The 13,568-nt window shown below is 35.0% G+C and carries 11 protein-coding genes; 3 read left to right on the plus strand and 8 right to left on the minus strand.

The genetic code is table 11. The features are described 5' to 3' along the window. Nucleotides 1-54: 54 nt before the first annotated feature. A complete protein-coding gene (locus ACIQXJ_RS10700) occupies nt 55-1,020 on the minus strand; it encodes a VanW family protein (protein ID WP_403054886.1) in 966 nt (321 codons plus the stop codon). 862 nt (nt 1,021-1,882) lie between these two features. Between ACIQXJ_RS10700 and ACIQXJ_RS10705 the strand changes: the two genes are divergently transcribed. Then, a complete protein-coding gene (locus ACIQXJ_RS10705; protein WP_403053173.1) occupies nt 1,883-4,378 on the plus strand; it encodes a winged helix-turn-helix domain-containing protein in 2,496 nt (831 codons plus the stop codon). A gap of 226 nt (nt 4,379-4,604) precedes the next feature. Here the strand turns inward: ACIQXJ_RS10705 and ACIQXJ_RS10710 are convergent, their stop codons facing one another. From ACIQXJ_RS10710 to ACIQXJ_RS10730, 5 genes are all read right to left on the minus strand, one after another. Further along, entirely contained in the window at nt 4,605-5,213 is a 609-nt protein-coding gene (locus tag ACIQXJ_RS10710) for a CAP domain-containing protein (RefSeq protein ID WP_403053176.1), read from the minus strand. A gap of 789 nt (nt 5,214-6,002) precedes the next feature. Next, nucleotides 6,003-7,145: a DHHW family protein gene (locus ACIQXJ_RS10715; protein ID WP_403053179.1), complete on the minus strand. Its 1,143-nt coding sequence runs from the start codon at nt 7,143-7,145 to the stop codon at nt 6,003-6,005. Nucleotides 7,146-7,159: 14 nt separating this feature from the next. Continuing rightward, nucleotides 7,160-8,545, minus strand: coding sequence for an MBOAT family O-acyltransferase (locus ACIQXJ_RS10720; protein ID WP_403053182.1), 1,386 nt, complete (start codon nt 8,543-8,545; stop codon nt 7,160-7,162). Between the two features lie 3 nt (nt 8,546-8,548). Next, nucleotides 8,549-9,031: a DUF4358 domain-containing protein gene (locus tag ACIQXJ_RS10725; RefSeq protein WP_403053185.1), complete on the minus strand. Its 483-nt coding sequence runs from the start codon at nt 9,029-9,031 to the stop codon at nt 8,549-8,551. Nucleotides 9,032-9,251: 220 nt separating this feature from the next. After that, the gene (locus ACIQXJ_RS10730; protein WP_403053188.1) at nt 9,252-9,866 is read right to left on the minus strand and encodes a transmembrane-type terpene cyclase; all 615 of its coding nucleotides are present in this window, start codon (nt 9,864-9,866) and stop codon (nt 9,252-9,254) included. A gap of 210 nt (nt 9,867-10,076) precedes the next feature. Between ACIQXJ_RS10730 and pgeF the strand changes: the two genes are divergently transcribed. Together pgeF and ACIQXJ_RS10740 are read left to right on the plus strand one after the other, a co-directional pair. Next, complete coding sequence (gene pgeF, locus ACIQXJ_RS10735; protein WP_403053191.1) at nt 10,077-10,838, plus strand: peptidoglycan editing factor PgeF; 762 nt, start codon at nt 10,077-10,079, stop codon at nt 10,836-10,838. 134 nt (nt 10,839-10,972) lie between these two features. After that, nucleotides 10,973-11,338, plus strand: a complete 366-nt coding sequence (locus ACIQXJ_RS10740) for a DUF5658 family protein (protein WP_403054888.1) — start codon at nt 10,973-10,975, stop codon at nt 11,336-11,338. Nucleotides 11,339-11,370: 32 nt separating this feature from the next. On the opposite strand, the gene ACIQXJ_RS10745 is transcribed toward ACIQXJ_RS10740, so the two are convergent. After that, nucleotides 11,371-12,483 carry a Ger(x)C family spore germination protein gene (locus ACIQXJ_RS10745; protein WP_403053194.1) on the minus strand — a complete coding sequence of 371 codons (1,113 nt, stop codon included), beginning with the start codon at nt 12,481-12,483 and terminating at the stop codon, nt 11,371-11,373. Beyond that, nucleotides 12,480-13,568: a GerAB/ArcD/ProY family transporter gene (locus ACIQXJ_RS10750; RefSeq protein ID WP_403053196.1), complete on the minus strand. Its 1,089-nt coding sequence runs from the start codon at nt 13,566-13,568 to the stop codon at nt 12,480-12,482. The genes ACIQXJ_RS10745 and ACIQXJ_RS10750 overlap by 4 nt, the downstream gene beginning before the upstream one ends.

Raw genomic sequence — 13,568 nt, forward strand, 5'->3', positions numbered from 1 at the left:
AGATTAAATTTCTTGATGCCTGTTGTCGTCAAAGCTAACTACATGATTAGCTTTCTATTGAGTTGTAAGCTTTTTTAAAACCGCTTGGTATTTTTCTGATGTTCGCACTTCTACTGTTAAAAAATCTTTTCCATAGGTCGCCTTTATCAAAAATGGTACATCACTCGTGTTTTGAAACCTAAAATCTAATCCACCGTACGACACCGTTGCATCTCTACCCTTTGGGACGTAGCCTACATCTAATGAATGATGATGTCGCTCCACGAATTTTATAGGTAATTGATCGACAGCATTAAACAACGTTGAGGAAGTTTGGCAAATTCCCCCACCGATGCCCATGACAAGCTTTTTATTAATAATTTCAGGTGCGGGCTGATAGCCGTTTTCTTCATCTCTAGGTCCAACGACAGTATTAAAAGAAAAAGTATCTCCGCTCCCAACAATAACGTTATTGATGGCATTTGCTGAAAGCTCAATATTTTTGTTTCTTCCTGCATCTGATGAATTGAAGTATGTTGTATAAGAAGCCACAACAACATCCTCTAAATACGGTATGTCTTCAAGATAATAGCCACTTTCTGTAATATACAATGGCATTGCTACCTTGCCCCCCGTTGCAGATACAGCTAACACCCTTTCAACCAATTCACTTTCTTTTAAAATCATCAATGGACTGCCTTTAATAATTCCACCATTATCATCCAATTTGTCGAGTACCATTCGCTTATCTAAACCAACTACTGTATCTGTGCCTCTTGCTAACTGCTGTGCAAATTGCTCAATTTTCATTTTATACGATTCAGAGTCTGTTTCATAGCCTAGTTCCTGTGGTGATATGATGTGGATGATTTCCAAAGATTGTGGATCAACAATTTCAACCACTACAGGTCCAGCTTCCTGTTCCTTGTCCTCCGTGTACGTCACTGGCTGCTTTACATCGTCCATTTCCATTTGTTCGTTCTCTAATTTTTCTTGACAACCAGCCAAAGCAATAGCACATCCTAAACAAAGTACAGACATCAATCTCTTCAAGTTCAAACACCTACCTCTAACTTACTTACAGCAACATCTTATTCGACTAGTAAGGATAGTGTGTTTCTTTTCATGCATTTTTATTGGTCGTTGCTTAAATAATTCTATATAAACTATGGAGAACTAGGTTACTAACCAATCAATAGTAGTGTAATTTTTATTCATTTTACATAATCTAACCAATTAGAAAACTCTCCATAAAAATTTAGTAGATGCTCGCTTTTGAAGAGTGATGAATTGTTCAAAATTAAGTGTTCGTCATTTACTGTGTCGAGCACAGCCGTTTATCCGTAAAATCAATAATTTCCAATATTCTGAAATTGTCATTTCTCAAATCTACAGAAAGAGATATAGCAAATGACTTAACTGGTATAAACGTTAATGTAACTGTAGTGATTAAAACGACTGCAGAAAGGTAAATTGTTCCTAGTAAAAAATAAAATTTTATTCATAGTATTCTCATCCTTCCTTTCTTTAGAATGCATTCAATAAATTCATTTTAGAATAATTAGAATTCTGATTTGATTATAAAATATTATATTTTTTTATCAGTTTCAACATTTTTGTATGTTATTCTTCATTTTTTTACAAACGCCATCTACAGCAATTTCCTCTATTTAAAATCTACCTCTTTTTCTTTGATCTTTTGCCTTTCGACAATTCATTTTTAAACTTCTAACCTCTTTTATAAAACTATGAACTTGCATAAAGTCCCATGTTTCTACTATATATATAGAAAAAGTCAACGAACAAAGTTATGCTTAGGACTATTAACATTCGAAATAATGCTGAAGCTTGTAGTAAAATAAATTACATCATTATCCTAAATTTCGAAAAGGAGGTAGAAAAGATGCCTACTACACTATTATCTTCTAAATTAACGATTCCTCTCAACGCACCTGATTTAATTGAGCGAAAACAAATATTTGATCTTTTACGACTTCATACTTATAAAAAAGTAACGATTTTACGTGCTCCAGCAGGCTATGGGAAAACAACTGTCCTAAGCAGCTGGTTTAAAAATAGTAAGGAAGCTGTGGCTTGGGTTTCACTTGATGCTGCTGAAAATGATCCGATTCGTTATTGGACTTATGCTGTGCATGCCGTTGCCAAAGCTTATCAGTGCAATATAGATCAAATACTTGCGCCACTATTACATGCTCAAGACTTAGCAACACTTGAATTTTTTATTAATTCATTTTTGGAAGAACTCAATGCATTAGAAAAACCAATACATATTGTATTAGATGATTATCATGTAATTGATAACCCCACAATTCATCAACTTATGACTCAGTTCATAGAGTACTTACCTTCTGAGGCACATATATATATTGCGACTCGGACAGCCATTGCACTTCCTACTGCTAAATGGCGTGTGAAACAATGGCTACAAGAATTCAATGCGGATCATTTACGCTTTACATTGCAAGAAACTAAGCAATTTTTTTCCTGCAAACATGCAACTCCACTAAATCAACAACATTTACAAAATGTTTTAGACAAAACGGAAGGATGGGTAGCCGGATTATTGTTAACGCGCTTGGCGAATGAACAACAGGTGGACCCATTCAATCATATCGCACAGCCGTTTATTTCTGAGTTTCTATGGCAAGAAATTATTCAAAACCTTCCGACAACAACACAAAAGTTTCTCATACAGACATCTCTACTGCACGAGCTAGAACCTGCTATATGTGACCAGCTAACAAAGCAATCAAATAGTCTTGAACTATTAGAAAATTTAGAAGCAAAAGGTCTATTTATTATTCGTCTGCAATCAAAAAAGCCTGTTTTCCGCTACCATCATTTATTTGCTGAAGCTCTACAATTAGAACTAAACAAACAATATTCAGTTCAGCAAGTACAATCGATTGTCCAAGAAGTTGCTCATTCTATTTACAAGCAGGGAAATTATATTTCTGCTATTGAGCTAGCACTTAAATATGAGCAATATGAACAAGCAGCTTCATGGATAACAGAACATCTTGTACAGCTCTACGCTTCCGGACAAACGACAACATACATGAGATGGTTACATCAACTTCGGAGTGCTCACTATATCGCTCCATATGAAATGCTTGTTATCGGTTTCCTAACTTCTATTACAACAATGGACACAAAAATAGCTACTTCCCTTATGGAGGAGCTTGAAATACGACAACATGTAGAACATTGGATGGAGCAAGAAGAGCATGCTGCGATGGCGTATATATATGAAAGTGCTAAGGCATATGCTATTGTCGCTTCTGGTGGGAATTTACAGTTAGTTGAAGAAATTATGCGCAATCTGCTTGCTAAAGGTCCTGCTCCTTCACGTTGGGATAACGTTCCGATTCCTTATAATATTTTCGAATACAAACTTTCTCGCACTAGTATCGGCTCAAAAGGGAAACTTCAAATAATGGAAGATGGCGAAGCTGTTGGTAAACTTTTTCGAGAAACATCGTTACAAACTGCAAATGTTACAGCATTTAGCTATGGGGTCGCCGCTGAATCTTTATACGAACGAAGTTTAATAGAATATGCTCAAAAGGAGCTTGAAATCGCCATTGGTTTAGGTCATCACCATCAAGATCCTGGTTTATTTATTCCTATGTATTTATTAAAAGCAAAAATTTACACACATCAACAACAAGCAAATACAGCCCGTGCAATGCTTGCACAAATATTAGAAGATGTTTCGGAAAAACATTGGCGAACTTCCATTCAAATTATGCAAGCTTATTGCTTTATAGTTGATGGAGATAGTCGAAATGCAGAGATGCTGTTACAGGCAACAAAAACGAAGCAACCATTTTGGCAGTTAGTTTATGCTCGTTTACTGTTATTAAAGGGCGAGCTAAACGATGCATTACCTGTCGTCATTCAAGTTAAAACGAAGGCTCAGCAAGATGAGCAAATTGCAACGATTATAGAAGCGACAGTGCTAGAGGCTATTTGCCAGCATCGTTTTGGAAACACGCCTATCGCACTGGACATTTTACATGAAGTGTTACAATTAGCAGCAAAATATTATTATGTTCGGACGTTATTAGATGAGAAGGATCTACTCCCCCTTCTAGAGCAATATTTTCAATTAGAAACGTATGCATTAAAGTGGAATCCTTACCCAGATTATTATTTCAATTATCTTCAAAGTTGCACAACAAGTGTAGTTCGTAGCGAAATATTGACACCACGTGAAATGGAATTACTCGATCTTTTAGCCAATGGTGTCACCAATCGAGAAATTGCGAAGCTGCTGAATTTATCAGATGGAACCGTTCGCGTTTATTTATCTACTATTTATCAAAAACTAGGTGTCAAATCCCGCACACAGGCAATCCTCCACTCAAAAAAGTAAATATGAAAACGAGCATCTGACAGCTAGTGATTGTTGTTAGTTGCTCTTTTTAGTTTTAATTAAGATATTTGGCAAAACAATGAATATTCATCTTAATAGTAAGGGTGCTAGAATTATAGTGGACAAATATGCAGATTGATCAACATTTATTGACTAATAATAGTGAGTAAACTAGTTAATGTACAAAAAAGAACTGCTCCCGATACGTTGGAACAGTTCTTTTATGTTATTTTTGTATAAACATTTGAGACCAGTAGTTACCATCTTTCACAAAGCCTACACCGATATGTGTATAGTTTTTGTTTAAAATATTTGCTCGGTGTCCTTCACTATTCATCCAAGCATTTACGACTTCAGTAGCTGATTTTTGACCTTTGGCAATATTTTCTCCAGCTGATTTATACGTAATACCGAAGTTTTTCATCATTGTAAATGGTGTGCCATATGTTGGACTTGTATGATCGAAGTAGTTTTTATCATGCATGTCTTGAGATTTGTATTTTGCTACTCTTGAAAGCTCCCAATCTTCTTTTAATGCTGGAAGACCAGCTTTTGCTCGTTCTGCATTGACAAGTTTAACTACTTCTTGTTCTACAGATGCTTGCTCATTAGTTGGAATGTTAATTTTTTGTCCTATGTTAATTTGATCAGGATTTGCTAGTTGAGGATTTGCATCAATTAGCTCCTGTACGCCTGTTTGAGTGTTTACGGCAATTTTCCAAAGTGAATCACCTGCTACTACTGTATATGAATCAGCTGCCATTGCGCTGATCGGTACTAATAAGGATACCGATAATACGGATGCCATCGCGACTTTTTTTACTTTTTTAAACATGTAATTCATTCCTTCCTGTTTTGCTCTATATTCATGGTAAATAGTTTTGCAACATAATTCATCACTAAATATTTGGAAGGATTTTTACAGTTGTATTACATCTGAAATAATTGACGAATAGATTGCCAGATTAACAGTCTTTTTTCTCTACTTTTTAGTAATAAATTTGAAATATAGTTGTAACAGGAATAAATTACTATAAGATTTTTAGTAGAAATGATACCTTTTCATTCATTTAAAACCCAATAAATAGAAAATAAATTGTTTTAATGCCTAATTGTTTGAGTGCCTGACACTCGCATAGGCATACACCTAGCATCATATCAGCTTCTTAAAGCGTAAAAATCCACTTCGCTTTCCGTGGGCACGTTGTAAGTCGCAACCCTCGCGTACGCGCGGTTTGTTGCGTCTTACATTTCGTGCGTTCCCACAGGAGTCTTCGTGGATTTTTACTTGGTTATTCAAAATTGTTTGAGTGCCTGGCACTTTGCAAAGACACCATCCATATCGTTACCTTCTAATTGTTTGGGTGCCTGACACTCGCATAGGCATACACCTAGCATCATATCAGCTTCTTAAAGCGTAAAAATCCACTTCGCTTTCCGCGGGCACGTTGTAAGTCGCAACCCTCGCGTACGCGCGGTTTGTTGCGTCTTACATTTCGTGCGTTCCCACAGGAGTCTTCGTGTTATTCAAAATTGTTTGAGTGCCTGGCACTTTGAAGTCATCTCGGTAAACCCTACTGGCTATACCCATGAAAATTCAGAATTGTTTAAGTGACTGGCACTTTTATTTATTTATCTTTGAAATTGTCGTATCTTCTATGAAGGTTGTTGTATTGAATAAAAATAGCACATCTTCAATACTATTTTCAGTCATATACTGCGTTATATTACCGTTATAGTAGCGCAGGTCGATGACATGTATTTCAGGGATATGATTTGTCAAAAATGGAATGACGTTATGAGCATAAGAGTCTTTGATGACTAAAAGCTTCTGTTGTTCTATCTGCTGTGGGTCAAGTTTTGTCGTAAGCTTCAGAAGCGCATGTACTCCACCTAAGAAATAAGAATATTGATCCTTTTTCTTTAGAAAGCTTGTATCATACATTGTAGTGAAGGTTTGATTAGAATCTGCGATATACATCTCTGTTTTTGCTTGCTTACGTGGAATATAAGCTTGAATTTGATCAGGCGTTACATTCGTAAATTGACTTCGAGTATGATAGCTTCCAAGAAATGAATTACTAACGTTTTTAATTAAAAAATCGCTCTGTGAAAGAGGCTCCCACCCCATTTGCTTTGCATACGCAACATATGCTAAATACGCTCCATATGTCGTCCAATGATGGTCAGTACGGTAGTAAATTGTTTCAGATGCATGTGGCTCTAAAAAAACAAAACCATTGATAAACGTTAAGTCATTGTGCAGCTGCTCTTCTATCAATTGATTGACTTTTTTTTGAGGATACGCTGGTGCTAACAACGGTAAGCGCTCTGGATAAAGACCAATTGATGTCGGTGCAAGCAAAAATGTCATGTTCACTTTTGGATGCTTATAGGTAAATTGCTTTACTACATTTATATCTTGTTGCACTTTCGTATTATCCGGTTTTGTAAACTTGTCGAATAAATAGCCGTCTTTCCCTTGATAGATGTCATTATTTTCTTGTTGCAAGCGGCCTTTTTCCGTGGCTGATTTCAACCACAACCATTTGTCCCGAAATGGGAAATGGTCTGTAACAAAACGCTCCGCTTCCTCGGCATACTTTTTCGATACTACATCATCCCATGATAAATGTGGTGCTGCTTGTAAATACCTATTTTCCAGTTCAGAGAAGCGGTGATGAGGCAAAATGAAAAATAGTAGAGCAAAGAACAGCATCGTACCGACAAAACCAAAAACTAATAATCGCTCTGCATTTTGCTTCAAATTTGGCTACCTCCTTAAAAACGAAAATATAAAAATGGATTAAACGTAGCGTCGACTAAATAAGCTACAGAAAGAAAATATAATAAGCCATACCAAGCAATATGGAAATATGATAACTCACTCGTTTTCTTCCATAATTTCATCGGTATTGAGGCAATGATTAACACTAGTATTAGCACTATATTCGTATAAAAATAGTACCCAGTGTCATTATTCCAAAGTGATTGACCATTAAATCCGAACATGGCAGCCAAATATTTTCCTATTAAAGACGGTTGATCGAAGGCGAACAACACCCAACCAATTAAAATAAGGAAGATTGCGTATAAATGTCTTGTCCAACGAGGTAGACGAGAAAGTAACGATAGCCCCCACCATTTTTCAACAATAAGGATAACGCCGAAATACAGCCCCCACCATATAAAATTCCAACTCGCTCCATGCCAAAAGCCTGTAAGTAGCCAAACGATTAAAATGTTACGCATTTGTTTGGCTAACCCTCTACGATTGCCACCAAGTGGGATGTATACATAATCTCGGAACCAGCTGCTCAGTGAAATATGCCACCTTCTCCAAAAGTCAGTAATGCTTTGGGCAATATAAGGCTTGTTAAAATTTTCATTAAATCGAAAACCAAACATCAAGCCAAGTCCAATTGCCATATCAGAATAACCGCTAAAATCAAAATAAATTTGGAAGGCAAAAGCAATAATTCCTAACCAAGCTGTCAACATAGGCATCGTTTCAACATTCGAGCTAGAAATCGTATCCCAAAGTAAGCCTATATTATTTGCAAGTAGCACCTTTTTAGCTAAGCCAATAACAAAGCGCTGCACACCTTCAGCAAACATACTTAAACTTTCTGCACGATGCTGGAGTTGTTGGGCAATCGTATTATATGTCACGATTGGGCCAGCCACTAATTGTGGGAACAGTGCGACAAACGTACCGAAATCAATCCAGTTCCGCTGTGCTTTAGCTGTTCCCCTGTAGACGTCTATAATATAAGACATTGATTGGAACGTATAAAAGGATATGCCGATTGGCAAAGGAAGTTCTGTTAACGGAATATCCGTGCCAAGTAACGCATTCACATTGTGAATAAGAAAATCTGCGTATTTAAAATAAGATAACAGCATTAAATTGACGATAATAGAGCATACAACAATGCCCTTTCTTTTTACTGATGACATATTTGGCTTATCTAATAACAAACCGAAAGTATAATCTGTCAGCGTAGACACTAGCATAATAACGATATAAACTGGTTCGCCCCATGCATAAAAAATTAAACTCATTAAAAATAAAATTAAATTTCTAATTTTTCGTGGCGAGCAATAATAAAGCGTTAGCACTATTGGCAAAAATACGAATAGAAAGAGCAGGCTACTAAATACCATGTGCTATTTTGTTTCAAAGAAGCTATTGTAAACTTTTATCAACTCGTCGGCACTATCAGAAATCACTAGTAGCACATAATTTCCCTTTGTAATTAGTTTGTAGTTTTTAGCATTTTCGTATTGATCTGGTAAATATTGTTCAAATGGTTTTTGAACATTTTCTGCTCGTTGTTTTACTGCCGCTTCGATGTCTGGGATATCCTTAGCGTCCTTTACTTTGAATATAGCAATTTCATTTGATTTAACATTCATCATTGGGATTCGTACTGAATAATCCGCAAGCTTTGCTGCATCAATATTGTATAAATCCTTTAATTCTTCTGCAGATAATTCTATTAAAACAGGTTGCTCCACCTTTTCTAACATTTGGTCTGCCATTTCCTTTGCAGACTGTTTTACTTCAATTGTTGCCTCTTTATCTCCTGAGCAAGCCGAAATTACCATGGCAAGCATAGCCGTTAATAATATCATTATTGTTTTTTTCATGTTAAAAACTCCTTTTTTATTGTGATTCAATGGGAGTAGACGTGGATCATCTACTTACGTTACATAAAAAAATTTTTTCTTTCGTATTTTTTTGCTTTTTGTAAAATAATTATACTTTTTTTAACAGGAAATACTTACCTCTATCCATTTATCTATGTAAAAATATCCACAAAAAATGGTATATCGAAATGTTTCCGATGTACCATTTTTATGTTTAAATTCATTTTCTCGATAATCGATAAACTAAAGCAATATACAGTAAATCGTACATTAAGGTTGCCATAGAGGTAATGGTAATGAATGGGGTTCTAAAATAAATAAAGAAACCAACGGCAGCAAATAACGTCCCAATCATTTTACAAACCGCAATGGACATAGATTGTCCGGCTAAACTTCCCCTACCAAGTAATAAACCGATAAATAGTCCAGACATCATTAAATTTTGTACAAATGCTGCATATTTCCCTTCCATATCATGTAGTTCTTGTGAGAGTGAAATAATGATTAAAAAGCTTACGGTAAGTGTAAAGAGGAATGATGTGTAAAAAAGTTTAGATGAAATCGTTTTTTTATATTCATTGCGCCCATATATTAAATATTGCCACATAATGACAAGGTCGAGTACAAACCATATAAACGAAATAACACTTTGTAAATCATTTTGCGGATAAATAAATGTAAAGATAAATTCCCATGAAATATTGGCACATATTGCAACCATTGGCATACCATATTTCTCATCTTTGAAACTTCGTTTAATAATAAGTATGTATGTCAAAATCCAAAATAATCCCATGCCTAATTGGCAAATAAATAGAAAATAATATTGACTCATAAACACGCTCCTTTTTAATTTGCTTGATAGAATGCAACCTCTTCTTTGTTACTGTATGACTAGTAATGAATCTATTATGTCAGTTGGAAGAGGTACAATTTTATACAAGTAAAATATAGCGCTCCAGTCAATTAGCCTGTAAGTTAAGATGCACGTTGCATAAGCTATACATTGGCAATTCAATTCGATATAGTTAAACGGGGTGATGATATGAAAACTAAAATTTATTACAACAATGAGCAGTTCATAGCAGGAACTACCTTAAAAGATAGTACGGAACTCGAGCAAAACAATATGGCACTACACATTTGCACCAGCCCAGATGATGTAGTAATCAATCGAAAAAATTTAGCGGCAACCTTACACTGTGATGTAAATGATTTTATTTGTACGCAACAAACACATAGTGCTAATTTTCATCGAGCGACGTTCGCCGATAAAGGGTTAGGGGCACTACAACAAGATACAGCCATTGCGAACACCGATGCGCTTTACACTTTTGAAAAAGATTTAATGCTATGTAGTTTTACGGCTGATTGTGTACCTGTCATTTTTTATAATAATCGTCATGGTGTTATCGGTGTTATTCATTCTGGCTGGCAAGGGACAGTCAAGGAAGTGACAGTCAAACTCTTCCAGCATTTAATAGAGACAGAGCAATGTAGCCCTCAAGATTTCTACGTGCAAATCGGCATGGCTCTTAGCCAACAGAAATTTGAGGTAGATGCCGATGTCTACGAACAATTTAATCGTCTAGGCTATGCAGATGATTTTATGTATTACAATGCACAAACAAATAAGTATCACATTGATAACCAACAAACTGTGAAAAAGCAATGTGAGCTTGCAGGCATTCCTTCACATCAAATTACAATTGATAATACGTGCACGTTTCTTAGTGACGAAGGTTTCTCCTACCGTCAAGATAAACAGTGTGGCAGACATTTGAGCTTTATCATGCGAAAATCATAAGGATCATATACCACTAACATGCAAAAAGGCAATTTATCACAATTTTAATAATGATAAATTGCCTTTCCTTCTATATGGTTATTTCACATATCCTCATTTTTTAAACTGCACAGAAAATGGCTATCCTATATAACATGTCCCTTGGTTTTCAAGTTCATTATTGTATAGGAGGAATAATTATTTATATTCCATATATTATTTTACTTAGCTTGCTCATCTCGTTATTGAATATATTTGATGGTTTTGCGACACACTTTGGGTTACTTTACAATAAAATTGAAGAGTTAAACCCGATTATGAACTTTTTATGGGTTTCAAGTCCTGCGTTGTTTTTAGCAGTGAAAATGATGCTGTCATTATCCATTTCCTATCTTTCCTATTTAGTTTATAGACTGAGCGGTACTCGTTTTCAAAAACTTTACACGATCTGTTTATCGGGAATTCTCATCCTTTACTTAGCTATTTTTAGCATGCATTTGTATTGGTTAGCAGTTCTTTAAAACGATCGCCATTTTGCTTTATAGAAAGATGCTTATTTTAATGTTCCCGTACTAATGATTGATGTTTTCACATGAACATCGATTGCTACTTTACTAACGATTTCCCTCTTCTTTTCAGTTGTCCATTTTCCGTAATAGTACATACGGAAATATTCACTTATACCACTTGGATCTACTTGCCATTCATTAAGTTTTTCTAAAAATTTTTTAATATCTTGCTCCAACTCTTTATTTACATCTTTTTCTAATTCCGCTAAACTTTCCGTTGTAAATAAATCGTTTTCTCTTTCGCCTTTGTACTCACTTAATGTTCCTTTTATCTCTATTGATATAGTGAGCTTTGGTGAAGTCATACTTTTATTGCTCTTTATGTGCACATCATTTTCAACTAAGTCAATTAATAGTTTTTCTTTGCCATGTCCCTGTTCCATCGTAATATCCAATGGGGCAAGGTTTTTTCTTCCCTGTATTGCTTGAATAATAAGTGCCTCTTTTGGATTTATTAATTCAAACATTTGGTTACCTCTAAACACGGCAATTCCTTTTATTTCAATTTTATCGCTATTTTTATCTACAAACGGAATAATAGGATCAAACACAGGATTGGTAATCGTATACATAAAATCGTGAATGTTTGTATTAGGATTAAATGCTGTATTAATGCTTGGTTCCAATAAATCGTTTAAATAAAAGTTAATATTCGGTTTATCCGGATAATTATATTTCAGCATATCTTCTCCCTTTTCCTTCACAATCGCAATAAGTACTTTATTACCAACTTCCGCATTTCGGTATAAATGTTGAATCACTTTTCGCACATTACCCTGACGCGCAAACTCCTCATTAAACAACACAACACGTAATTGATTAAAAACAATTTTTTTGTCTGAAAGCTTTTCTATTTCGACAATTCCATTAGATACGAGGTCCGTGACGACCGTAAAAGTCTGTGTACTACGTTGCGCTTCAGGTGAATATTGAGGAATTGCGACGGTTAATTTCATGCTGTCCTTATCTATATAATCAAAGGCGATAATACCAACCATACCGACATCTTCCAGTGGTACTTTTTGTTCTCTTTCTGCGCAAGCAGCCAAAAATAAAAGCTGTAAAAAAAGCATCAGACGAAGAAGTTTTCTGCTCATAATTGCACCTGCTTCTTTTTTCGAAGTGCATAAACCATCATTAATAAAATGGGCCATAAAATTAACATATAGGCAACATAGTTTGCACCATAAAATAATTTTTCTTGAAAATCTCTTGAAAACGGCATTTTCACAACAAAGAAAATAATTATTGCTAAAATATATAAATAAGCATTACTTTTTTTAGATAGTAAAGAATCTACACCTTTTTTCGCACACCATAAATAAGCAGCTACCGTAGATAATATTAAAAATACCCATAATGTAATGCCGAAAATATCAATCCTTTCAATAAAAGAAAACTCTCCAGCTTTAAATAAATTTAATACTGAGAATTCAATATTTTCCAGCTGCCATTCGGAATAGTACATCACACTAATCGCTGTTGTGATAAAACAAAGTAGGATACTTATCCAAATGCCTATTAATGTATGCCGATATGCTTTTTTTTGATCGACAATGTAAGGAAAATAAAACATGATTAACTCATAGCCTAAAATCGATAAATAACCTCTTTTTACCGCTTCATAAAAGTCGTTCACACTAAAAAAATTATATAAAGGTAGAAAATGACTGAAATCGCCTTTTTCAAATGCCCAATGTGTAAAATATACCATTCCAATCGTTAGAAAAAAGGTCATTATACAAAATCTAGCAATAGATCTAATGCCTCCACTGACAATGTAAATAAGCAATAATAAAAAACAAAAAACAGGTCCAGTAATTGTTTGCTCTTGAAGCGCAGTACTTTGAATGAGATGCATGTAATTACTAATAATCCCTGCAATAAAAATAATAAATTGAATAATGAAAAAAAGGTTGATAAATTTCCCTAACCATTTACCTAGTAGAATTTCATTTATTCGGAATAGGTTTTCATTTGGATATTTTGAATTAATCCAAACCATTGGGTAAAGTGTAACACTCGCAATAACACCAAAAAGCAGTGGCATAAATGCCTGGCTATATCCTAAAGAACTAAGTTGCTGAGGTAGTGAGAGAATGCCAGTACCGATCATTACGCTTTGTGCCAAAAAAACTACATGATATGGATTTAATAGCTTCTTGCTCTTACCTGTACTCAA

Origin of the sequence: Lysinibacillus sp. NPDC097868 (assembly GCF_044761135.1) — a bacterium.
In the GTDB taxonomy this organism is placed as follows: Bacteria; Bacillota; Bacilli; order Bacillales_A; family Planococcaceae; genus Lysinibacillus.

What these genes read in the sequence shown, in the direction of transcription:
- ACIQXJ_RS10700 (WP_403054886.1), bottom strand. Translation starts at nt 1,020, where the DNA reads ATGTCTGTACTTTGTTTAGGATGTGCTATTGCTTTGGCTGGTTGTCAA.
- ACIQXJ_RS10705 (WP_403053173.1), top strand. Translation starts at nt 1,883, where the DNA reads ATGCCTACTACACTATTATCTTCTAAATTAACGATTCCTCTCAACGCA.
- ACIQXJ_RS10710 (WP_403053176.1), bottom strand. Translation starts at nt 5,213, where the DNA reads ATGTTTAAAAAAGTAAAAAAAGTCGCGATGGCATCCGTATTATCGGTA.
- ACIQXJ_RS10720 (WP_403053182.1), bottom strand. Translation starts at nt 8,545, where the DNA reads ATGGTATTTAGTAGCCTGCTCTTTCTATTCGTATTTTTGCCAATAGTG.
- ACIQXJ_RS10725 (WP_403053185.1), bottom strand. Translation starts at nt 9,031, where the DNA reads ATGAAAAAAACAATAATGATATTATTAACGGCTATGCTTGCCATGGTA.
- ACIQXJ_RS10730 (WP_403053188.1), bottom strand. Translation starts at nt 9,866, where the DNA reads ATGAGTCAATATTATTTTCTATTTATTTGCCAATTAGGCATGGGATTA.
- pgeF (WP_403053191.1), top strand. Translation starts at nt 10,077, where the DNA reads ATGAAAACTAAAATTTATTACAACAATGAGCAGTTCATAGCAGGAACT.
- ACIQXJ_RS10740 (WP_403054888.1), top strand. Translation starts at nt 10,973, where the DNA reads ATGTCCCTTGGTTTTCAAGTTCATTATTGTATAGGAGGAATAATTATT.
- ACIQXJ_RS10745 (WP_403053194.1), bottom strand. Translation starts at nt 12,483, where the DNA reads ATGAGCAGAAAACTTCTTCGTCTGATGCTTTTTTTACAGCTTTTATTT.